Below are 22376 nucleotides of genomic sequence, written 5' to 3'. Positions count from 1 at the left end.
CCGGTTCCGCACCGCACCGCAGACCGATCCGACCCCTCCTGGAGACAGCAGTGATCAGCACGACTCCCTACCGCTACGCACTCCCGACGACCGGGCCCGAGCGGTTCGACGTCTGGGCCCCCGAGGCCTCGACGGTCGAGCTCCTTCTCGGCGACGACTCGTCGCTGACGATGACCCGCCACGGAGACGACGGATGGTGGCGGGCGCCCGCGTCGGCCCCGGCCACCGGCGAGGTCGACTACGGGTACCGGGTGGACGGCAGTGGTCCGCTGCCGGACCCCCGCTCGCGCCGCCAGCCGAAGGGCGTGCACGAGCTCTCGCGCACGTTCGACCCCTCGGCGCACGAGTGGGGCGACTCCGCCTGGACCGGGCGCGAGCTCGCCGGCGCCGTCATCTACGAGCTGCACCTCGGCACGTTCACACCCGAGGGCACCCTGGACGCGGCGGCGGAGCGATTCGAGCACCTGCGCTCGATCGGCGTGGACTTCATCGAGCTGCTGCCGGTCAACGCGGTGAACGGAACGCACAACTGGGGCTACGACGGCGTCCTCTGGTACGCCGTGCACGAGCCGTACGGCGGACCCGAGGCGTACCAGCGCTTCGTGGACGCCGCCCACCGTGCCGGCCTCGGCGTGGTCCAGGACGTCGTCTACAACCACCTCGGCCCGAGCGGCAACTACCTGCCGGAGTTCGGCCCGTACCTCAAGAACGAGAAGGCCAACACCTGGGGCAGCTCGATCAACCTCGACGGCGAGGGTTCGGACACCGTCCGCGGGTACATCATCGACAACGCTCTGATGTGGCTGCGCGACTACCACGTCGACGCCCTGCGCCTGGACGCGGTGCACGCCCTCTCGGACGAGCGGGCCGTGCACGTGCTCGAGGAGATGGCGAGCGAGGTGGCCGTGCTGTCGGCCCACGTCGGGCGCCCTCTGACGCTGATCGCCGAGTCCGACCTCAACGACCCGACGCTGATCACTCCGCGGGAGGCGCACGGCTACGGGCTCGACGCGCAGTGGAGCGACGACTTCCACCACGCGGTCCACGTCGCGCTGACCGGGGAGACCACGGGCTACTACGAGGACTTCGCGCCGCTCGGCGCCCTCGCGAAGGTGCTGACCCGGGGCTTCTTCCACGACGGCACCCTCTCGACGTTCCGCGGCCGTCACCACGGCCGTCCGGTGGACACCGAGCACATGCCGACCTGGCGCCTGGTGGTCTGCAGCCAGAACCACGACCAGATCGGCAACCGGGCGGTCGGCGACCGTCTGACGGCGTCCCTCGACGAGGGCCGTCTCGCGATCGCCGCTGCTCTGACGCTGCTGGGCCCTTTCACTCCCATGCTGTTCATGGGCGAGGAGTGGGCGGCGTCGACCCCGTGGCAGTTCTTCACCTCGCACCCGGAGAAGGATCTGGGCGAGGCGACGGCGAAGGGCCGCATCGAGGAGTTCGCGAAGATGGGCTGGGATCCGGAGGTCGTGCCCGACCCGCAGGACCCGGAGACGTTCCTGCGCTCGCGGCTCGACTGGTCCGAGGTCGGGGAGGGGCGTCACGCCCGCACCCTCGAGGTGTACCGCGAGCTGGCGGCGATCCGCCGCCGCTACCCCGAGCTGACGGACCCGCGCTTCGGGTCGCTCCGCGTGGAGTTCGACGAGGATGCCCGCTGGCTGACTCTCGGCCGCGGTCGGGTGACCGTGGCGATCAACGTCGGCGAGTCCGCCGCCCGCATCGCCCTGCCGGAGGTGGCGGAGACGCTGCTCGGCGTCGGGGAGTACGCGGTGCAGCCCGGGGACACCGAGGTGGATCTCGGCGCCTCCTCGCTGCTGGTGACGCTGAGCGCCTGAGCGCCTGAGCTCCGTGGCGGCCGGCTGATCAGGTGGCCGGCCGCCGCTGTCCTGAACGGTCGCCTCGGGCCCGAGCGCTCAGAGCGTGACCGCGGCGTACTCCGTCGCGGTCACGACCCGCACTCCCTCGTCGTGAACGAGCAGGAGCGCGCGGAGGGGGATGGCCCGCTTGTGGCACGCCGCCGCCAGGTGACGGGCGAGGACCCGATCGGTCTCGCCGAGGAAGGCGCGCCCGGGACGTTCGAGGGCGAAGGCGAGCGAGCCCACGTCCTGGTGCGCCACGGCCTTGGCGAGGGTGGCGACGATCCGCTCGGTCTTCTCCTCGTCGGGGTGCACGGGGAGCCCGTCCACCGGGTAGAGGATCGGCAGCTGCACGCCGTCGCGGTCGAGGAAGATCGGCCACAGCGCCCGGCGGTAGGCCGGTCCGATCAGCGAGGAGACGCGCTCGCGCAGCTCGCGGTCGTTCAGGAGCGGCGCATCGAGGTGCGGAGCGGGAGCGGCGTGGTCGAGAGTGGTCATGGTGTCGCTTTCTCATGGGGCGAGCGGGCGGTGCCGCTGAGGGGTCATCGGAAGTTGCGGGAGGTGGTGCGAGCGCCGACCGTGAGGGTCTCGAACCTGTCGGCGAGGAGGTTCGTCACCCCCTCGTCGGAGCGCTCGAGGATCCCCCTGACCAGCAGGGCGGGTGCCTCGCGGGCCACGCGGCGGTAGCGGTTCCATACTCCGACGGAGCAGATCACGTTGAGGATCCCGTGCTCGTCCTCGAGGTTGAGGAAGGTCACTCCACCGGCTGTGGAGGGACGTTGGCGGTGGATCACGACCCCGCCGACCTCGATCCGGGTCCCCGAGGGGATGGCGGGGAGATCGGCCGAGGAGCGGGCGCCGCGGCGAGCGAGTCCCTCGCGGAGGTGGCGCAGCGGATGGTCGTCGGGCGAGATGCCGGTGGCCCAGAAGTCGAAGACCACGCGCTCCTGAGGGGAGAGCATCGGCAGGAGCGGGGGCTGCACGACGACCGTGGAACCGGCGAGGAACTCCTCGCGGTCGCCTGCGGCGGTGCCGGCCTCCCAGAGCGCCTGCCGGCGCTGCAGACCGAGCGTGTCGAAGGCGCCCGCGGCACCGAGGGCCTCCAGCTGAGCCGCGGTCGTGCCGACCCGACGCGAGAGGTCGGCCATGCTCGCGTAGGGTCCGCCGCGCTCGCGCTCGGCGACGATGTGCTCGGCGAGCGAGGTGCCGATGCCCTTCACCCCGGCCAGCCCGAGCCGGATCACGAAGCCGCTGTCGCGCCTGTGGTCGTCCGTGTGGAAGTGCTCGGTGCGGTCGAACAGCCCCGTGGGCGGCTGATCGGCGCGGAGGCAGTCGTCGCTCCCGTAGGCGGCACCGCCCCTCCGGCGTGCGGGGGTGTCCTCCTTCGCCTCGAGCCCGGGAGGCGCCAGCGAGCGGTTGACGTCGGGCGAGACGACCTCCACTCCGTGACGCCGGGCATCGGCGACCAGGGTGTGCGGGGCGTAGAAGCCCATGGGCTGCGCCCGCAGCAGCGCGGCGGTGAACGCAGCGGGGTAGTGCAGGCGGAGCCAGGCGCTCGCGTAGACCAGCAGGGCGAAGCTGATCGCATGGCTCTCGGCGAAGCCGAAGTTCGCGAAGGCCTGGATCCGGAGGTAGATGTCGTCCGCGACCTCGCCTGTGATGTCGTTGCGGGCCATCCCCTGATAGAGCCGCTCGCGGAGGGTCTCGATCTTCTCGGTCCCGCGCTTGGACCCCATCGCCCGGCGCAGCAGGTCGGCGTCCTCCGCGTTGCAGTCGCCGACGGCCACGGCCACCTGCATGAGCTGCTCCTGGAAGAGCGGCACGCCGAGGGTGCGCTTGAGCGGCGTCACGAGGAGGGGGTGCTGGTACGTCACCGGCTCCTCGCCGAGCTTGCGGCGGATGTAGGGGTGGACCGCACCGCCCTGGATGGGGCCGGGGCGGATGAGCGCGACCTCGATCACCAGATCGTAGAAGCGGCGAGGCTGCAGCCGGGGGAGGGTGCCCATCTGCGCCCTGCTCTCGACCTGGAACACCCCGATGGAATCGGCGCGGCAGAGCTGGTCGTAGACGCCCTTCTCCTCCCGGGGGAGGGTGGAGAGGTCCCACTTCTCGCCGACGTGCTCGGCGACGAGGTCGAACGTGTACTGCAGGGCGGCGAGCATCCCGAGCCCGAGGAGGTCGAACTTGACCAGGCCCATCCAGGCGCAGTCGTCCTTGTCCCACTGCAGGACGGTGCGGTCCTCCATCCGAGCGGGCTCGATCGGGCAGACCTCGCCCACGGGCCGGTCGGTCAGCACCATGCCGCCGGAGTGGATGCCCAGGTGCCGGGGCGTGCCCAGCACCCGGGTGGTCAGGGCGACCACGTCCTCGGGGATGTCGTGGTCGGTGCTCTCGGTGACGGACCCCCACCGCTCGACCTGCTTCGACCAGCCGTCCTGCTGCCCGGCGCTGTATCCGAGGGCCTTGGCCATGTCGCGCACGGCGAACTTGGGCCGGTAGGTGATGACGTTGGCGACCTGGGCCGCGTTCAGACGTCCGTACTTCCGGTAGACGTACTGGATCACCTCCTCGCGCCGCTCCGAGTCGAAGTCGACGTCGATGTCGGGCTCCTCGTCGCGGATGCTGGAGAGGAACCGCTCGAACGGCAGGTCGTAGAAGATCGAGTCGACCGCCGTGATGCCCAGGACGTAGCAGACCGCCGAGTTGGCGGCCGAGCCGCGTCCCTGGCAGAGGATGCCGTTCCGCTTGGCGTAGTGGACGATGTCGTGGACGATCAGGAAGTAGCCCGGGAAGTCCTTCTGCTCGATCACCGCGAGCTCCTTCTCGAGGCGCGCGAGGACGTCGGCGTCGGCGCGGGGGTACTTGGCCGGCACGGCCTCGCGCACGAGCTCGCGCAGCCAGCTCATCGAGGTGTGCCCCTCGGGGACCTCCTGGCGCGGCAGCCGGGGCCGGACTCGGCCGAGCTCGAAGGCGATCTCGTCGGCGACGCGCACCGTGTTCTCCACGGAGCCGGGGTAGCGGCCGAAGCGCTCGGCCATCTCGGCGCCGGAGCGCAGGTGGGCGCCGCCCGCTGCGGGGAGCCAGCCGTCCATCTCGTCGAGGCTCCGGCGTGCTCTGACCGCGGCGAGGGCCGTCTGGAGGGGGCGCTCCTCCGGCCGGGCGTAGTGCACGTTCCCGGTGGCGACCGTCCGCAGCCGGAGCTTCTCGGCGATCGCCGCCAGCTGGTCGTTGGCGCGCGAGGCGAGGGGATCCCCGTGGTCGTACAGCTCCACGAGGACGTTGGCGGGACCGAAGAGCCGGACGAGCTCGCGGACCTCCTGCTCGGCCGCGGCCACTCCTGCGGCGGCGAGCGCTTGACGGACCGCTCCCTTGCGGCAGCCCGTCAGCACGATCCAGTGGCCGTCGGCGGCGCGCGCGAGCTCCTCGAGGTCGTAGCTCGGCTTGCCCTTCTCGGCTCCGGCGAGCTGGGCGGTGGTGATCGCACGGGCGAGGCGGTGGTAGCCCTCCTCGCGGCGCGCGAGGACGAGCAGGTGGGTCCCCTCCGGATCGGCGACCCCGTTCTGAGGCGAGGTGAGCCCGATCGAGAGCTCGGCTCCGAAGGCCGTGCGGACGGCGTGCCCCTGCGCGGCCTCGGCCATCCTCACGATGCCGTAGAGGCCGTCGTGGTCGGTGAGCGCGAGAGTGTCGATGCCGAGCCGGACCGCTTCCTCGACCAGCTGCTCCGGCTTGCTCGCCCCGTCGAGGAAGCTGAAGTGGGAGTGGGCGTGCAGCTCGGCGTAGGGCACCGAATGAGCCGGCGGCCGGACGTCGTCCCCTGCCACGTAGGCGGGGCGCTTGTGCGACCAGGCCGGACTGTCGCCGCCGTCGCCCCGGACGACCGTGCCGTCGGCGCGCTTGCCGCTGGAGAGGCGGCGCTCGAACTCCGACCAGGGGATCGGCGGGTTGTTCCAGCCCATCGGGGCTCCTTCGGTGCTCGTTCGCGGTGGTGGAGGGATGCTCCGGTTCAGTCGTAGCGGGCCTCTGCTGCCCAGACCCCGTCGAGGCAGAGCAGCAGCCAGGCGACACCGGCGGCGTCGACCACCTGGAAGCGGTCGTAGCGGACGGCGGTGCTCGTATCCCACCAGCGCTCGTCGATCGGCCAGGGACCCGCCCATCCGGCGAGGGGCTCCAGTCGTGCCTGAGAGGTCCCGGGGGTGAAGTAGGCGGGCACGGAGCTGAGGGCGCCGCGCTCGTCGACGGCGACGGGTTCGCCCCTCGGTCCGCGGACCAGCACGGCCGCGGGCTCCGCGAAGACCGTCGGCGGGAGGGGCGGCGGCAGGGAGCCGGGCCAGGGCAGGGTCCTCGGCCGTGCGTCGCCCGGCTCCCGGTCGCCCCAGGGGATCAGGTGCTGGCGGTCGCGGAGGGATCGACCCCCTCCGATCGACGCGGTCATCACGGCCTCGTGCCCGAGCATGCTCTGCACGCGGCTCAGCCCGTGGTGGACGCGCTCCTCCGGAGCGGTGCCCCAGAGACCCTGCTCGTGGTTGCCGATCGCGTCGACCGCCTCGGGCTCGACGCACAGCCGCGAGATCGGCGCTCCGAGACCGGTGTCGATCTCCCCGCTGCCCTGCAGCTGCCAGCGGACCCGGTCGAGCACGTCGCCCGGGGTGAACCATCTCGGGTGCAGCCAGCTCCGGGAGGAGACCTCACCGCGCTCGCTGACGACCTCGATGCGGATGGCGGTCGCGACCAGCTGTGCGCGGGTGAGCCCGGCGACGAACTCCTCCGCGGGGACGCGGAAGGCGAAGGCGGCCTGGTCGATGCGGTCCAGAGGGGGCTCGAACTCCATCGCCCGGTCGAGGCGCTCCGGCGGGAGCCGGGGCACCACCGTCTCCGACTCCGCACCGGCGGCGAGGAGGTGCGCGTGGGCGCCCTCCGGTCCGAACCGGGCGGCGACGTCCTCGCGAGGGAGGGCGGCGAAGGCGCCGAGGGTGCGGACGCCGAGCCTGCGCAGGAGCGCCACCAGGTCGTCCCCCCGGCGGGGAGCACGGGCAGGGGCAGCGACGGACTCGGTCTCGAGGGCGTCGAGCGGGAGAGGAGCGAGGAAGCCTGCCGCTGCTCCTGGGGGCACGACGGCGACGGGGCAGCCGGAGTGCTTCGCGGCGAGCTCGGAGGCGAAGAGCCCGTCGGCGATCCCGATGCGGGCGTCGGGGAGACCCAGCTCGGCCAGCCGCTGCAGGATCGCCTCGGCCGCGCTCTGCTCGCTCCCGTAGTAGCGGCGCGGACCGCGGGCGCGGATCGCGCACAGACCGGGCCGGATCAGCTGGACGCCCGGGGTGATCTCCTCGAGCGCCTGGATGAGCGGCTCGAACGCCCGGTGGTCGAGCACCGGGTCGTACGGGAGGACGGCGAGACCCGTGCAACGGGACTGCGCCTCGCGCACGCGCATGCCCCGCCGGACCCCCTCCGCCCGAGCAGCGGGGGAGGAGGCGAAGACCAGGCTCTTCTCCGTGAGGGCCAGGGGGTGCCCGGCGCCGAGGCCGGCGTCGGCGGCGGCCGCAAGGAGGGGCCAGTCGGGGCACCAGACGAGGATCGTCCGCCGCAGCTCGGGTGCGCTCGCCATCTCAGACCGCCCGCTCGTGCAGGCGGCCGTGCTCGACCCGGGAGCCGAAGGCGCTCTCGACGCCGGGCATGCTCATCCGCACCGTGCGCACCCGGGTGCCGGCCCGGCCGACCACATCGACCATCGCCTCCCGGGAGCGCAGGTAGCCGTGGCCGTCGCCGAGCCCCTCCCAGCGGCTGCTGCGGATGCTGAGCCGCGCCTCGGCCTGGGGCCACTCGCCGAGGACCACGAGCGCGGCACCCCGCTGGCGCAGTCGTGCTCCCAGACGTGAGACGTCGGTCGAGGAGACGGAGGCGGGCGGACGGGTGAGCACGACGGTCAGCACATCGACCAGAGCGGCGGTGACGGTGAGCCAGTGCTCGGCCGGTGCGGGCACGAGCACCAGGCGCTCGAGGTCGATCCCCATGCCGGCCGCGGCCTCGGCCCCGAACTCCGGGACGCCCACCACGCCGCACCACGAGCCCTCGGCGGACGGGCCGGCCAGCAGCCCCATCGCCAGACTCATCGAGCCCTCCACCGAGTAGGCGGCACCCTGCTTGAGCGAGCCGCCCGGGAGCACGGAGGAGAAGGCCGGCAGGGTGGCGAGGCTCCTGGTCTCGAGAGTGGTCGCCTGCATGTCCCGGATGCGGGACTGCAGCTCCTTCACCGACGCGAGCTGCCGCAGAAGGGGCTCTGCGGCCTCGGCCGTCTCCGCGGAGACGAGGGATGAAGGGGGGCTCATCTGCCCATGTTCGAACATGTGTTCGAGTATGTCAATCGCCACCGACATCCACCGGCGAGCCGCTCGGACCCCTCCGTGACCGCCCGGCAAGGGGCACCGTGAAGGAGGTTCCAGACGTCCCGGGCAGTCTCGCATCCGCCCCCGACATCCCCGTCCGGGGGCGTTCTCCGCCGGGTCTCGGCGAGGGAGGGCCTCCTACCGCGCCTCTAGCATGGAGCCATGTCCGACGCCCTGCCCGACCCCGCCGACTCCGACGCCACCGCCCCGGCCGCGCCGCGCAGAAGGACCCTCGTGGTCAAGATGGGGTCCAGCTCGGTCACCAAGCAGTCGGGTCCGGATCCCGTTCTCCTGGCCAGCGCGCTCGAGAGCGCCTTCGCCGCCCGCGCGCTGGGCTGGGACGTCGTGCTGGTCTCCTCCGGCGCCGTCTCCTCGGGTCGGGCGCTCTTCGCCCGCTCGCAGGAGGAGCCGATCAGCGCCCGCCTGGCGGCAGCGGTGGGCCAGACCGTCCTGATGGGCTTCTACCGCTCGGTGGCCGAGCTCTCGGGCGCCCTGATCGCGCAGATCCTCATCGGCGAGTCCGACCTCGCCTCTCCCCGGCAGATGGCACACGTCGCCGAGGCGATCCGCCACGCCCTCGACGCCGGAGTCGTGCCCGTGGTCAACGGCAACGACACGATCGACTCCGCCGGCTCGGACAACGACGGCGTCGCCGGCGGATTGGCGATGCTCCTCGGCGCGGACCTGCTGCTGCTGCTCACCGACGTCCCCGGCGTCTTCGCCGGCAGCATCGCCGAGGGCGTGCACCTCGAGGAGCTGGGCATCTCGGAGCTGCGCCGCATCGGCGTGCAGAAGGGCGGTACCGGCCGAGGGGGCATCCGCTCCAAGCTGCGGGCCGCCGAGCTCGCCGCGCACAACGGCGTCTCGACCAGGATCGCCGGGGCGCGCACCCCCGAGGTCATCCTGGGCGCCCTGGGAGGGCCGGGCCCGGGCACCCTCGTCCGCGCCGTGCACGCGCATCCGCCCGTGGAGCAGCGCTGGATCTCCGGAGTGGCCACCGGCCGCGGCCGCGTCGAGATCAACCTCGAGGCCGAGCGGAGCATCGGAGCCGGCTCGAGCCTGTTCGCCTCGGGCATCAAGCGCGTCTCCGGCGAGTTCGGCGGCGGCGACGTGATCGAGGTGCGCGCCCTCAGCGGAGAGCTCCTCGCGCGCGGCGTCTCCCGCGTCTCCTCGCGTCTGCTGACCCTGGTCCGCGCACTCCGGGTCGACGAGATCGCTCGCGTCTTCGTGGCGGTCCTCGGGCATGCCGCCACGACGGCGCCGTCGGCGAGTCCGGAGGGGGAGGAGAGGCCGCAGCTGACCCGCGCTCTGGAGTACGCGCGAACTCTCTCCTCCGAGCACGCGCGGGCCGTCGCGATGGAGATCGTCTCCCTCTTCCCTGCCGAGAGCATCTCGGCCCTGCTGGGACAGGGCGCGGGGGAGGGCGAGCTCGTCGAGCGCTACACCCGCCTCGTCCGCACCCTCGCCATCGTGGAGAACGAGAACCTGGCCGTCTTCCGCTCCTGACCGCCGGTGGCGCGCCACGTCTCAGTGCATTTCGCGCCTTCGCGTCATGATCGCCGTTCTCCGGTGTCTTCCTGGTGATGGCGCCGCTCCTGGGCGCCCCCGACGGAACGGATCATCGATGAGCGTCCCCACTTCCACAGCCGGCCACTTCCGCGAGTCCGACATCACGCCCGAGAGCTTCGAGATCGAGCGGCTCGAGCGGCGGCTCGCCCTGCTCGAGGCCTCGATCGCCCAGGGGGAGCGGGCACTGCTGGGCCGGGTCGACCCGAGCACCGGAGATCCCCTCCCAGGCGCCTGCGGGGGGCACCGAGCCCAGCTGGTCAGCAACCTGACGACGGAGCGGGCCCTCGCCGACCGCATCCGGGAGATGCTCGCCGCTCGGAGCTGACGGGGTGCGTACGGCACCATGGGGCCATGGTCACCATCACCGTCGCCGGTCTCGCCCAGCACTTCCACCCCGCCGAGCGGGGCACCGTCCGCCTCGAGATCCGGCGCGAGTCGCGATCCCGACCCCAGGCGCTCGCCGAGGTCACCGCCCTGCACGCGCGGGTCCGTGAGGAGGCGGCCGCCGAGCAGGCGTCCGGCGCCGCCACCTGGTGGTCCTCCGATCAGATCTCGGTCTCCTCGATCCGCCGGTACATCAAGGACTCGGACGTCACGCAGCTGTTCCATGTCGCGGCCGCCGGGGTCCGGGTGAAGTACCGGGACTTCGCGGCTCTCGGGCGCTGGGTCGGCTCGATCTCGGAGGTGCCGGGGATCCAGATCTCGGGGGTCGACTGGGACGTGACGGCGGCGCGACGGGCGGGCATCGAGCGCGAGGTCCGCACCGCTGCCGTGCGCGACGCGCGCGAGCGGGCCGAGGCCTATGCGGCGGCCCTCGGCCTGACCGAGGTGCGGGTGCTGACCCTCTTCGAGCCGGGACTGCGGCCGCACACGCGCATCGAGGGCGGCTCGGCGATGATGAGCCGCGCCAAGGCGTTCTCCTCTCCTGAGGAGCCGTTGGCCCTCAAGCCGGAGGACATCGAGGTCACCGCCTCGGTCTCCGCCGACTTCGAGGCGCACTGACGCGAAGACGCGACCGGGCGACCGGTTCCGCTGCGGACGGAGAGCGCATGCCTGCACCTGCGACCCGCTGATCGTCTGCATGGCGACCCCGAGAGTCGCCCCGAGGTGACCGACCATCGGCTCCACGACGACCCCTCTCCGCCCCGATCAGCGGGCACGCGACCACCATACGTGTATTGAGGACTCCTCGGGAGCGCTGTCGCGGTTCGGCGTCCGCCGTGCACACCCTCCGGGAATAGCGGGGGACCCCCGAGCGCTGAGGCAGGCATGGTCTCGCGCATCGGCTTCCTCTCCTTCGGCCACTACCAGTCCGTCCCCGGGTCTCAGACCCGCTCGGCTCGCGACGTCCTCCTCCAGACGATCGAGCTCGCGGAGGCGGCGGAGGAGATCGGCATCGACGGCGCCTACGTCCGCGTGCACCACTTCGCGCCGCAGCTCGCCTCGCCGTTCCCGCTGCTGGCGGCGATCGCCGCGCGCACCCGCCGCATCGAGATCGGCACCGGGGTCATCGACATGCGCTACGAGAACCCGCTCTACATGGCGGAGGAGGCGGCCGCCACCGACCTGATCTCCGACGGCCGGCTCGAGCTCGGGGTCAGCCGGGGATCGCCCGAGACCGCCCTGCGCGGGTCCGAGGTGTTCGGCTTCGTCCCCCCGGAGGGGATGACCGACGCCGACCTCGCCCGGCAGAAGGTGCGCATCCTCCGGGAGGCGCTCGCCGGGGCGCCGGTCGCGCAGTCCGATCCTGCGATGACGCGCCAGTCGCTCCCGCTCTCGATCGAGCCGCGCTCGCCCGGCCTCGAGGACCGGATCTGGTGGGGTGCCGGCAGCTTCGCGACCGCGCGCTGGGCGGCCGAGCAGGGCATGAACCTGCAGTCGTCGACCCTGCTCCTGGAGGAGGAGGGCGTGCCCTTCGACGAGCTGCAGGCCCGCCAGATCCGCGAGTACCGCGCCGCGTGGAGCGAGGCGGGCTGGGAGCGCACCCCGCGCGTCTCCGTGTCGCGCAGCGTCCTTCCGATCACGACCGATCTCGACCGGCTGTACTTCGGCGGCCGCGGCGAGCAGGACCAGGTCGCCACCCTCGAGGGCGTCCGCGCCCGATTCGGCCGCAGCTACACGGGCGAGCCGGACGCCGTCGCCGCCGAGCTCGCTGCGGACGCCGCCGTGCAGGAGGCGGACACGCTGCTGCTCACCGTTCCCAACCAGCTCGGGGTCGAGTACAACGCGCGGCTCCTGCGCACTGTCGTGGAATCGATCGCTCCGGCTCTCGGCTGGTCGCCGGCGACAGCAGGCGTCTGACGCCGAGGCACGGTCTGTGCAGGAGGGCCCTGCGGTGCAGGAGCGCCCGTCCGCTGCAGAAGCGCCCGTCCGATGCAGCAGACGCCCCGTCTCCTCGTGAGGAGCCGGGGCGTCTGCACTCTCCGCCCACAGCATCCCTCCCGCCGGCGCGAGGAGGGGACGGTGCCGGGAACGACGGAACCCCCCGCCTCTCCGAGGAGAGACGAGGGGTTCCGATCAGTGTGTCCGAGGGGGGACTTGAACCCCCACGCCCTATACGGGCACTAGCACCTCAAGCTAGCGCGTCTGCCATTTCCGCCACCCGGACGAGTGCTTCCTTCGACCTGCGTTTCCGCGGCCGAAGAAGACATTAGCACGGTTCCGGAGCCTCTCACGCCACCTCGCGGCCCACCGGCCTCCGCGCGCCGTCGAGCCCGCGCCGGTACCGTTGCCCGCATGTCCGACAGCATCGACAGCGCGCCCGTGACCGACAGCACCCTCGACGAGACGGCGCTCATCGCGCGCGATCTCATCCGCTTCGACACCAGCAACTACGGCGACGGGAAGGCGGAGCCGGAGCGCCCGGCCGCGGAGTACGTCGCGGCGAAGCTGCGCGACCTCGGCCTCGAGCCGGAGCTGATCGACTCCGACCCGGGACGCACGAGCGTCGTGGCGCGGGTCGCCGGGGAGGACCGCGAGCGCGGCGCCCTCGTCGTCCACGGGCACCTCGACGTGGTGCCCGCCATCGCCGACAACTGGAGCGTCGACCCGTTCGGCGGCGAGATCAAGGACGGCATGCTCTGGGGCCGCGGCGCGGTCGACATGAAGAACATGGACGCGATGATCCTCGCCTCGCTCGGCGACATCCTCCGCGAGGGGCGGCGCCCCTCCCGCGACCTCGTCATCGCCTTCTTCGCCGACGAGGAGGCTGGCGGCGTGCGGGGATCGGGATTCCTGGCCCGTGAGCGGCCCGAGCTGTTCGCCGGAGCGACCGAGGCGATCAGCGAGGTCGGCGGCTACTCGATCGAGCTGGCCGGCAAGCGCGCCTACCTCGTGCAGACGGGCGAGAAGGCGCTGATGTGGCTGACCCTCCGCGCGCACGGCACGGCGGGGCACGGCTCGCAGATCAACTCCGAGAACGCCGTCACCCGGCTGGCGCAGGCGATCGCCCGCATCGGCAGCGAGGAGTGGCCCACGCGCCTCACCGACACCACGCGCGAGCTGCTCGACGAGGTCGCCCGCCTGCTCGGCCACGACCCCCAGCGCAGCACTCCGGAGGAGCTGGCACTCGCCACCGGCACCGCCTCGCGCTTCATCGCCGCGACGCTGCGCACCACCGCCAATCCGTCGATGCTGTCTGCCGGCTACAAGGCCAACGTCATCCCGGACACCGCGGAGGCCACCATCGACGTGCGCGTCCTCCCCGGCGAGGAGGATTCGGTGCTCGAGCGGCTGAAGGTCCTCGCGGGCGAGCACGTCGAGATCCTCGTCCAGCACCGCGACATCGGACTCGAGGTGCCCTTCGCCGGCCCCCTCGTCGAGAGCATGGCCGCCTCGATCCGCCGGTTCGATCCGGGCGCCGAGGTCCTCCCGTACCTGCTCTCCGGAGGCACCGACAACAAGGCGCTCTCGACGCTCGGCATCACCGGATACGGGTTCGCGCCGCTCCAGCTGCCGTCGTCCCTGGACTTCCCGGCGCTGTTCCACGGGGTCGACGAGCGCGTTCCACTGGACGCACTAGTGTTTGGCAGGAAGGTCCTGACCGATCTCCTGCTGAGCTCCTGACGGCGCCGCGGACGGGGTCAGCACCGACCGATCCCGACCGACTGCTGGCCGACGACGCCCCAGCCCTCCTCGAAAGTGACGCATGGGCCTGCTCGACGCGCTGATCCTGGGACTCGTCCAGGGTCTGACCGAATTCCTCCCCATCTCCTCCAGCGCCCACCTCCGGATCGTCAGCGAGCTGCTGCCCGGTCTCGGCGGCCGCGACACCGGAGCCGCGTTCACCGCGATCACGCAGCTGGGCACCGAGACCGCCGTCATCATCTACTTCTGGCGCGACATCGTGCGGATCGTGTCGCACTGGGCGCGCTCCCTCGTCGGCCGGATCCCGCGCTCGGACCCGGACGCCCGCATGGGCTGGCTCATCATCCTGGGCAGCCTTCCGATCATCGTCCTCGGCCTCGTCTTCCAGGACGCGATCGAGACGACCCTCCGCTCCCTGTGGGTGGTGGCCACCACCCTCATCCTCTTCGGCATCCTGCTCGGCATCGCCGACGCGGTCGGCGCGAAGAAGCGCCGCCTGCGCGACCTGGGCGTCCGCGACGGCCTGATCTTCGGAGGCGCGCAGGCACTCGCCCTGATCCCCGGCGTCTCGCGCTCGGGAGGCACCATCACCGCGGGCCTCTTCCTCGGCTACGAGCGCAAGGCGGCGGCGCGCTACTCCTTCCTCCTCGCGATCCCCGCGGTGTTCGGCAGCGGTCTCTACCAGCTGTACAAGAGCATCAGCGACCCGGTCGTGCTCCCGAACCAGGTCCAGGTCGGCGGGCTCGAGACTCTCGTGGCGACCATCGTCGCGTTCGTGGTCGGCTTCGTCGTGATCGCGTTCTTCATGAGCTACATCTCCCGCCGCAGCTTCCTCCCGTTCGTCGTGTACCGCATCGTCCTCGGCGTCGTCCTCATGGTCGCGCTCGCCACCGGCCTGATCGCCGCCTAGATGCGCGCCTGGACCGCCGCCGACGTCCCCGCCCTGCCCGGCCGGGGGAGCGCACCGCGCCTGCACGACACCGCGACCGCCGGCCCCGTCGAGCTCGACGCGCCCAGCGGAGTCGCGAGCCTCTACGTCTGCGGCATCACGCCCTACGACGCCACCCACCTCGGGCACGCGTCGACCTACCTCGCCTTCGACACGGTCCAGCGCGTCTGGCTCGACGCGGGCTACACGGTCGAGTACGCCCAGAACGTGACCGACGTCGACGACCCGCTGCTCGAGCGTGCGACGGCCACCGGTGTCGACTGGCGCGACCTCGCCGAGGAGCAGGTCGAGCTGTTCCGCGGCGACATGGCCTCCCTGCGCGTCCTGCCTCCGCAGCACTACGTCGGAGTCACCGAGACCGTGGATCCCATCGCGGAGGCGGTCGCCCGCCTGGAGCGCGACGGCGTCGCCTACCGCGTCGCTGCTCCGGACGCGGCGGAGGAGGGCGCGAGCGACCTCTACTACGACATCGCCGCGGCCGAGAGCGCCGTCTGGCACCTGGGCAGCGAGAGCCGGCTCGACGCGGAGTCGATGGCCCGCTTCTCGGCGCTGCGCGGGGGCGACCCGGAGCGCGCCGGCAAGCGCGACCCCCTCGATCCGCTGCTCTGGCGGGCCGAGCGCGCCGGCGAGCCCGCCTGGGACGCCGAGGTCGGCCGCGGCCGTCCGGGCTGGCACATCGAGTGCTCGGTGATCGCCCTCGACCGGCTCGGACCCGAGTTCACCCTGCAGGGCGGCGGGAGCGACCTGGTCTTCCCGCACCACGAGTTCAGCGCCGGCCACGCCGCGTCGCTGTCCGGCCGTCCTCTGGCCCGCGCCTACGCGCACGCCGGGATGGTCGCCTACCAGGGCGAGAAGATGAGCAAGTCGCTCGGGAACCTGGTGCTGGTCTCACGTCTGCGGAGCGAGGGCGCGGACCCGCGGGCGATCCGCCTCGCGCTCCTCGCGCACCACTACCGCTCCGACTGGGAGTGGCTGCCCGAGGACCTGCCGTCGGCCGAAGCGCGCCTGGCGCGCTGGGAGGCGGCCCTCGCCGCCGTCGGACCGCGCTCGGCGCTCGAGGTGCTGGCGCAGCTGCGCGAGGCGCTGGCCGACGACCTCGGCACTCCGGCCGCCCTCGCCGTCGTCGACGCCGCACTGACCGAGGGCGTGGACGACCCGTCGCTCCTGCGCGACGCGGTCGACGCCCTGCTCGGGGTGCGCCCGGCCTGAACCTCGTCAGGCTCGAGTCCCGTCAGGCTCGAGTCCCGTCGTGGGCGAGTCCCGTCAGGGCGGCCGGGAGCGGTCCCGTGATCGACGACCGTCTCGGACGAGCGGGCGCCGGCGGAGGCTACGGGCGCCAGGGCTCCTCGCCGGAGCGGCCGTCGCCGCGGCGGCGCAGGTAGCGCTCGAACTCCTGGGCGATCGCCTCGCCGCTCGCCTCGGGCGAGTCGACGGTGTCGCGCGCCTGCTCGAGCTGGGCGATGTACGACGCCATCTCCTCGTCCTCGGCGGCGAGGGCGTCGATGCCGCGCTCCCACTCCTCCGCCTCCTCGACGAGGTCGCCGCGGGGGATCGCCAGGCCGACGACCTCCTCGAGCTTCTCGAGCAGCGCCAGCATCGCCTTGGGCGAGGGCGCGTTGTGCACGTAGTGCGGGACGGAGGCCCAGATCGAGACGGCGGGGATGCCGACCTTCTGTGCGGCCTCGCCGATCACGCTGAGGATGCCGACCGGCCCCTCGTAGCTGGAGCGCTCGAGCTCGAACGAGCTCCGCAGCTCCGCGTTCTCGCTCGAGGCGAAGATGGAGATCGGCCGGGTGTGCGGGACGTCGGCGAGCATCGCGCCGAGGAAGACGACGGCGGAGATGTCTATCGCGAGCATGGCGTCGACGACCTCGGCCGCGAAGCTCTTCCAGCTGCGCGAGGGCTCGGTGCCGATCATGAGGTACAGCGCGCTCTCGGCGTCGACCGAGGTGTCGGCCGGGCCGAAGATCTGGGTGCCGGGCCAGGCGAGGTTGCGGCGGCCGTCCTCGCCGATCGAGAGCATGGGGCGGGTGTACTGGAAGTCGTAGTACTGCTCGGCGTCGACGGCGAAGAGGGGCACGTACTCCCCGGCGTCCTTGACCAGCCGCAGCGCGCCGCTGGCGGCGTCCCCGGCGTCGTTCCAGCCCTCGAAGGCCACGACCAGGACGTTCCCCGTGATCACGTTCATAGGCAGGATCTCCGCGTTCGGCTCGATGTGCGGGGAGCGCACACCGCGCCTGTCCCTCCGTCCAGGATAGGACCGCCCCCGGCCCCGCCCGTCCCGTCCGGCGGGATCGGCCGCGCTGTTCGCTCTCGGCCCGCGGCCGGGGAGGGGCGCGGCCCTGCCGGTACCATGGTCGCTCGTGACTCCCGAGACCTCCGCCCGGCCGCTGTCCTCCGAGCCGCTCGGAGGAGCGTCCGCCCCCGCCGCCGTCCTCTGGGACATGGACGGGACGCTCGTCGACACCGAGCCGTACTGGATGGCGTCGGAGCACGCGCTCGTCTCCTCCTTCGGCGGAGTGTGGACCCACGAGGACGCGATGGGACTCGTCGGCTCGGGCCTGCCCGCCGCCGCCCGCATCCTGCAGGGCAAGGGCGTCGACCTCTCCGTCGACGCGATCATCGACCGGATGACCGACGAGGTCGTCGACCAGCTGGCCGTGAGCATCCCGTGGCGACCGGGCGCGCTCGAGCTGCTGCGCGCGGTGTCCGAGGCGGGAGTGCCGCAGGCGCTGGTCACGATGTCGATCTCGCGGATGGCCGCGGCCGTCGTGGACCGGATCCCGTTCCCCGCCTTCGCCGCCGTCGTCAGCGGCGACATGGTCGAGCGCAGCAAGCCTCACCCCGAGGCGTACCTCCTCGCCGCGAGCACCCTCGGTGTCGACATCGCCGCCTGCGTCGCGATCGAGGACTCCCTCACGGGCCTCGGCGCGGCCGTCGCCTCCGGAGCCGCGTCGATCGGCGTCCCGCACCAGCTGGAGCTCGACCCCGCTGGCCCCTACGCCCTCTGGCCCACTCTCGCGGGCCGCACCGTCGCGGACCTCGCGACGGTGTCCTCCGAGCACCGCGGCTCCGGCCCGGCCACGACCGAGACGGAGGCCCGCCGATGACCGGTGAGGCACTGCAGCATTCCGGACCCTTCCGCGCGGGAGACCGCGTCCAGCTGACGGGACCCAAGGGGCGGATGAACACCATCACGCTCGTTCCCGGCAAGGTGTTCCACACGCACCGGGGCGGCATCGAGCACGACACGGTGATCGGGCTGCCCGACGGCTCGGTGGTGACCAACACCGTCGGCGTCGAGCACCTCGCGCTGCGCCCTCTCCTCGCCGACTTCGTGATGTCGATGCCCCGCGGCGCGGCGATCGTGTACCCGAAGGACGCGGCCCAGATCCTCGCCCTCGCCGACGTCTTCCCCGGCGCCCGCGTGGTCGAGGCCGGTGTCGGCTCCGGCGCGCTCTCGCTCTGGCTGCTGCGGGCGGTGGGTCCGACCGGCCGGCTGTCGTCGTTCGAGCGGCGCGAGGAGTTCGCGGATGTCGCACGGGCGAACATCGAGACCTTCCTCGGCTACACGCCCGACAACTGGAGCGTCACCGTCGGCGACCTCGTCGAGGCGCTGCCCGGCACGGTCCCGTCCGGCGAGGCCGACCGCGTCGTGCTCGACATGCTCGCGCCCTGGGAGTGCCTCGACGTCGCCGCCGAGGCTCTCACGCCCGGGGGAGTGCTCCTCTGCTACGTGGCCACCGTCACGCAGCTCTCGCGGACGGCGGAGGCGATCCGCGCCTCGGGCCTGTTCACGAACCCGTCGTCGAACGAGACCATGGTCCGCGGCTGGCACGTCGAGGGCCTCGCGGTCCGGCCGGACCACCGGATGATCGGCCACACCGGCTTCCTCATCACCGCTCGCCGGCTCGCTCCGGACACCGTGCTCCCCGAGCTCAAGCGTCGCCCGTCGAAGACGGACTTCAGCGACGAGGACGTGGAGGCCTGGACCCCCGGCGCGCTCGGCGAGCGCGCCGTGAGCCCCAAGAGCCTGCGCAAGCGGGTCCGCGAGTCCGCCACCAGCGCCGAGCTCTCCCGGGCCCGCGGGTTCGGCGAGGAGACCGCGGAGCCCGACGACGAGGGCATCCTCTAAGCTGTTCCCGGCCTCCGGGCCGTCTCCACCCCGGGCGTCACCGCTCCCCTTCACTCGAATCGAGGACCCGTGCGCAGGACCACCGCGCTCATCGCCGGCATCGGCATCGTCGCCGCTCTCACCGGATGCACCGCGTCCTCCTCGCAGGCGGACTGCGACGCTCCGTTCTCCTCCGGCGACTCCTCGGCGGCGGTCAGCGCCACGGGCGACTTCGGAGCGAAGCCGGACGTCAGCGTCCCGACGCCGCTGAAGGCGGACGGCACGCAGGTCAGCACCCTCATCGAGGGCTCGGGCGCACCGCTCGAGAAGGGCCAGCTCGTCACCATCGACTACACCCTGGTCAACGGAGCGGACGGCACGGTCCTCGAGACCTCGCCCTACGACGGGTCGAGCACCGCCCGCTTCGGCGTCGGCGGAGCCGGGCTCGTCGGCCTGAACGAGGGCCTCCTCTGCACGCAGGTCGGCTCGCGCGTCGCCATCGCGATCGCCCCCGAGGACGGCTTCGGCCAGTCCTCGTCGCAGCTCGGCATCTCGGAGGACGACACGCTCGTGCTCGTCGCGGACGTCCGTGAGGCCTCGCTGGCCCGCGCGAACGGCGCCGCCCAGCCCGCGCCCGACGGCTTCCCGACGGTGACGCTCGGCGACGACGGACGCCCGGGGCTCGCGAAGCCCTCCGGTGACGCGCCGACCGACCTCCGCATCGCCCAGCTCAAGAAGGGCGACGGCGACGTCGTCGCCGAGGGCGACCAGGTCGTCGTGGCCTACACAGGCTGGCAGTGGAGCGACGGGAAGGTGTTCGACTCCAGCTGGGAGAAGGGCGCTCCCGCCGTCTTCACGGCCGCCGACGGCTCGACCACCCAGGGCGGAGTCATCGCCGGATTCGCCGACGCCCTCATCGGCCAGCCCGTCGGATCCCAGGTCATCGCGGTCATCCCGCCGGACCAGGGCTACGGCGACCAGGGCTCCCCTCAGGGCGGGATCCCCGGCGGCGCGACGCTGATCTTCGTCGCCGACATCCTCGGAAAGGTCTGACCGGGCCCGGCCCTAGACTGGAGGGCGTGCCTTCCGACGCCCCGTCCTCGAGCCGCGTCCCGGCCGAGGAGCGTCTGTTCAACCTCGTGCTCGCGCTCGTCGCGGCCGAGAACGGACTGACGAAGGCCGACGTCCTCTCCACGGTGCAGGGCTACCGGCAGCGGGTGGGCCGGGGCGACCGGACCTCGCTCGAGCGCCAGTTCGAGCGCGACAAGGACGACCTGCGCGAGCTGGGCATCCCGATCGAGACGGTCGACGCCCCGGGCGACCCGGGCAACACCCAGACCGTCCGGTACCGCATCGCGAAGCGCAGCTACGACCTCCCGGCCGACCTGACCTTCGACCCGGAGGAGCTCGCGCTGCTCCGCCTGGCCGGGGCGGTCTGGCGCGAGGGGACGCTCTCGGCGGAGTCGCGGCGCGCGCTGATCAAGCTGCGCTCGATCGGGGTCGAGTCCGTCGACCCCGTCATCGGCATCAGCCCCTCGATCCGGGTCCGCGAGGCCTCGTTCGAGCCGCTCAACGCTGCGCTCGACCGCGGCCAGGTCGTCCGCTTCCCCTATCTGAAGCCCGGCGGCGAGGAGCCGCGCGTGCGCACCGTGCAGCCCCGCGCCCTGGTGAACCACCAGGGGCGCTGGCACCTCCACGGCTGGGACGAGGGCGCCGAGGGCACGCGGACCTTCCTCCTGTCGCGGATCGTCGGGCCGGTCGCGTCCACCGGCCGCACCGCGCCTCTCGTGGAGGGGGACCACGCGGCGACCGCTCTCGCCCAGCTCGACGAGATCCTGCAGCGCAACAGCGCGCTCCTGCGCGTCGCCCCCGACTCCGACGCCGCCCTCCGTCTCGGCGGGCGTGCCGAGGCCGAGGGCGAGGGCCAGGGCCTGCTGCGCCTGCACTACACCGACCCGGACGTGCTCGCGGACGAGCTCGCCGGTCACGGTCCCGAGGTGCGGGTGCTCGAGCCGGAGGAGCTCCGCCGCCGCGTCCTCGACCGCCTCCGCCGCACCCTGGACGACCATGGAGGGGATCCCCGTGGCTAGACCCCGCTCCCTGCAGGCGCGCGACCGCCTGGCCGTCCTCCTCTCCCTCGTTCCCTACCTGCTCGACCGGGGCCGCGTCTCCGTCGCCGAGGTCGCCGCGCACTTCGAGATCCCGGAGGAGGAGGTGCGCCGCGCGGTGCGCCTCATCGCCGTCTCGGGCATCCCCGGCGAGACCGCGCAGTACCAGGCGAACGACCTCTTCGACATCGGCTGGGACGACTTCGAGGAGAACGACCACGTCGTCCTCACCCACCAGGTCGCGATCGACGACTCGCCGAGGTTCTCGGCGCGGGAGGCCGCCGCCCTCATCGCCGGCATGCAGTACCTCGCAGCGCTGCCCGAGAACCAGGGCAACGACCGGATCGCCTCGCTGATGGGGAAGCTCGCACGCGGCGCCTCCTCGGCCCCGAGCGCGGTCGCGGTCTCGCGCGGCACGGGCGCGGACAGCGCTGTGGCGCTCCTGCGGACAGCGATGGGCTCGGCGACGCAGGTCGCTTTCGACTACCGCAGCGCCCGCGGCGAGACCGAGTCCCGGCTCGTCGACCCCTTCGTGCTCGAATCGGTCGATCGGGACTGGTACCTGCGCGGATGGGACCACCTCCGCGAGGGCGTCAGGACGTTCCGGGTCGACAGGATGCGCTCCCTCCGCGACACGGGGACGCCGATCGTCCGGCGCCGCAACGAGGTGACCCTCTCGGAACGGCTCTTCGAGGCCTCCGCCTCCGATCTCGTCGTGGACCTATGCGTCGCCCCCAGCGCCGTCGTGCTGCTGGGCGACTACGCGGCCGACGCCGAGTTCCCCGATCCCGTGCCGGGGGAGGAGGACCACGGTGTCCTCGTCCGTCTCCGCGTCGCCCATCTGGAGGGACTGACGCGCCTGGTGGCGTCGTTGGCGGGTCTCGTCACCGTGGTGGCACCCCCCGAGGCGCGCACCGCGGTCGCGCTCTGGGCGGCCTCCGCGCTCGCCGCGAACGAGGGGGAGCCGTCGTGACCTGGTGGTCGTGGATCCTGATCTGGCTCGGCCTCGCGCTGGGCGCTCTGGCGATGCTGGTCCTCTTCGCCCTCTCCTACTGGCGCAAGGGGAAGGTGCTCCTCGGACAGCTGTCCGAGGTCACCGCGAAACTCGAGACACTGAGTCCTGGAATGACGGACGACCTGCCGCCCCGGCCGTCCTCGTCGCTGTTCGCCGATCGCGACGACGTGAGGCGTGCGCACGAGGGCCGGCGTGACGCACGTCGCGACAGGATCGATCTCCGCCGGTCAGAACGGGTCGAACAGGGTAAGCTCCTCGTACACCGCAACCGACAAGTGAAGTGAGTCTGC

19 protein-coding genes and 1 tRNA gene are annotated in these 22376 nt (G+C 72.5%); 14 read left to right on the top strand and 6 right to left on the bottom strand.

Features of this window, described 5'->3' with window-relative positions; all coding sequences use genetic code 11:
* The first annotated feature begins 50 nt into the window (after positions 1-50).
* Entirely contained in the window at positions 51-1844 is a 1794-nt protein-coding gene (treZ, locus tag C5C57_RS09980; RefSeq protein ID WP_258066371.1) for a malto-oligosyltrehalose trehalohydrolase, read from the top strand.
* A gap of 78 nt (positions 1845-1922) precedes the next feature.
* Here the strand turns inward: treZ and C5C57_RS09975 are convergent, their stop codons facing one another.
* The 4 genes from C5C57_RS09975 to C5C57_RS09960 are packed head-to-tail and all read right to left on the bottom strand — an operon-like array spanning position 1923 to position 8188.
* Complete coding sequence (locus C5C57_RS09975) at positions 1923-2363, bottom strand: hypothetical protein (protein WP_104221992.1); 441 nt, start codon at positions 2361-2363, stop codon at positions 1923-1925.
* 44 nt (positions 2364-2407) lie between these two features.
* Positions 2408-5821 (bottom strand): error-prone DNA polymerase, encoded by a 3414-nt coding sequence (locus C5C57_RS09970; RefSeq protein ID WP_104246817.1) that lies wholly within the window; start codon positions 5819-5821, stop codon positions 2408-2410.
* Between the two features lie 47 nt (positions 5822-5868).
* Complete coding sequence (locus tag C5C57_RS09965; RefSeq protein ID WP_104246818.1) at positions 5869-7467, bottom strand: DNA polymerase Y family protein; 1599 nt, start codon at positions 7465-7467, stop codon at positions 5869-5871.
* Position 7468: 1 nt separating this feature from the next.
* Positions 7469-8188, bottom strand: coding sequence for a hypothetical protein (locus C5C57_RS09960; RefSeq protein ID WP_104246819.1), 720 nt, complete (start codon positions 8186-8188; stop codon positions 7469-7471).
* A 219-nt stretch (positions 8189-8407) separates the two neighbouring features.
* On the opposite strand from C5C57_RS09960, the gene proB reads away from it, so the two are divergent.
* From proB to C5C57_RS09940, 4 genes are all read left to right on the top strand, one after another.
* A complete protein-coding gene (gene proB, locus C5C57_RS09955) occupies positions 8408-9751 on the top strand; it encodes a glutamate 5-kinase (RefSeq protein WP_104222000.1) in 1344 nt (447 codons plus the stop codon).
* Positions 9752-9869: 118 nt separating this feature from the next.
* Complete coding sequence (locus C5C57_RS09950) at positions 9870-10139, top strand: hypothetical protein (RefSeq protein ID WP_104222002.1); 270 nt, start codon at positions 9870-9872, stop codon at positions 10137-10139.
* Positions 10140-10165: 26 nt separating this feature from the next.
* Positions 10166-10816, top strand: coding sequence for an SIMPL domain-containing protein (locus C5C57_RS09945; RefSeq protein WP_104225267.1), 651 nt, complete (start codon positions 10166-10168; stop codon positions 10814-10816).
* A gap of 267 nt (positions 10817-11083) precedes the next feature.
* Positions 11084-12115 carry an LLM class flavin-dependent oxidoreductase gene (locus C5C57_RS09940; protein ID WP_104246820.1) on the top strand — a complete coding sequence of 344 codons (1032 nt, stop codon included), beginning with the start codon at positions 11084-11086 and terminating at the stop codon, positions 12113-12115.
* A 222-nt stretch (positions 12116-12337) separates the two neighbouring features.
* Here the strand turns inward: C5C57_RS09940 and C5C57_RS09935 are convergent.
* Positions 12338-12422 (bottom strand) — tRNA-Leu (locus C5C57_RS09935).
* Between the two features lie 128 nt (positions 12423-12550).
* Between C5C57_RS09935 and C5C57_RS09930 the strand changes: the two genes are divergently transcribed.
* The 3 genes from C5C57_RS09930 to mshC all read left to right on the top strand — a co-directional run bounded on the left by C5C57_RS09930 (position 12551) and on the right by mshC (position 16058).
* Positions 12551-13879 carry a M20/M25/M40 family metallo-hydrolase gene (locus C5C57_RS09930; protein WP_181027105.1) on the top strand — a complete coding sequence of 443 codons (1329 nt, stop codon included), beginning with the start codon at positions 12551-12553 and terminating at the stop codon, positions 13877-13879.
* 82 nt (positions 13880-13961) lie between these two features.
* Positions 13962-14810: an undecaprenyl-diphosphate phosphatase gene (locus C5C57_RS09925; protein WP_104222008.1), complete on the top strand. Its 849-nt coding sequence runs from the start codon at positions 13962-13964 to the stop codon at positions 14808-14810.
* Positions 14811-16058 (top strand): cysteine--1-D-myo-inosityl 2-amino-2-deoxy-alpha-D-glucopyranoside ligase, encoded by a 1248-nt coding sequence (gene mshC / locus C5C57_RS09920; RefSeq protein ID WP_104246821.1) that lies wholly within the window; start codon positions 14811-14813, stop codon positions 16056-16058. It begins immediately after the preceding gene.
* A gap of 118 nt (positions 16059-16176) precedes the next feature.
* On the opposite strand, the gene C5C57_RS09915 is transcribed toward mshC, so the two are convergent.
* Positions 16177-17037 (bottom strand): proteasome assembly chaperone family protein, encoded by an 861-nt coding sequence (locus tag C5C57_RS09915; RefSeq protein WP_104246850.1) that lies wholly within the window; start codon positions 17035-17037, stop codon positions 16177-16179.
* 175 nt (positions 17038-17212) lie between these two features.
* Here C5C57_RS09915 and C5C57_RS09910 point away from each other — a divergent pair, with 175 nt between their 5' ends.
* The 6 genes from C5C57_RS09910 to C5C57_RS09885 all read left to right on the top strand — a co-directional run bounded on the left by C5C57_RS09910 (position 17213) and on the right by C5C57_RS09885 (position 22370).
* The gene (locus tag C5C57_RS09910; protein WP_258059236.1) at positions 17213-17959 is read left to right on the top strand and encodes an HAD family phosphatase; all 747 of its coding nucleotides are present in this window, start codon (positions 17213-17215) and stop codon (positions 17957-17959) included.
* On the top strand, positions 17956-18984 hold the full coding sequence (locus C5C57_RS09905) for a tRNA (adenine-N1)-methyltransferase (RefSeq protein ID WP_104222012.1): 1029 nt from the start codon (positions 17956-17958) through the stop codon (positions 18982-18984). The genes C5C57_RS09910 and C5C57_RS09905 overlap by 4 nt, the downstream gene beginning before the upstream one ends.
* A 69-nt stretch (positions 18985-19053) precedes the next feature.
* Entirely contained in the window at positions 19054-20016 is a 963-nt protein-coding gene (locus C5C57_RS09900) for an FKBP-type peptidyl-prolyl cis-trans isomerase (RefSeq protein ID WP_104222014.1), read from the top strand.
* A gap of 26 nt (positions 20017-20042) precedes the next feature.
* The gene (locus tag C5C57_RS09895) at positions 20043-21053 is read left to right on the top strand and encodes a YafY family protein (RefSeq protein ID WP_104222016.1); all 1011 of its coding nucleotides are present in this window, start codon (positions 20043-20045) and stop codon (positions 21051-21053) included.
* A complete protein-coding gene (locus tag C5C57_RS09890) occupies positions 21046-22044 on the top strand; it encodes a YafY family protein (protein ID WP_258063224.1) in 999 nt (332 codons plus the stop codon). Before C5C57_RS09895 ends, C5C57_RS09890 begins: the two co-directional genes overlap by 8 nt.
* The gene (locus C5C57_RS09885; protein WP_104222020.1) at positions 22041-22370 is read left to right on the top strand and encodes a hypothetical protein; all 330 of its coding nucleotides are present in this window, start codon (positions 22041-22043) and stop codon (positions 22368-22370) included. The genes C5C57_RS09890 and C5C57_RS09885 overlap by 4 nt, the downstream gene beginning before the upstream one ends.
* The last annotated feature ends 6 nt before the right edge of the window (positions 22371-22376 follow it).

Origin of the sequence: Rathayibacter sp. AY1C5 (genome assembly GCF_002931705.1) — a bacterium.
Classification (GTDB): Bacteria; Actinomycetota; Actinomycetes; order Actinomycetales; family Microbacteriaceae; genus Rathayibacter.
The sequence above is the reverse complement of the archived record's forward strand: the minus strand, read 5'-3'. Positions and strand labels throughout refer to the sequence as shown.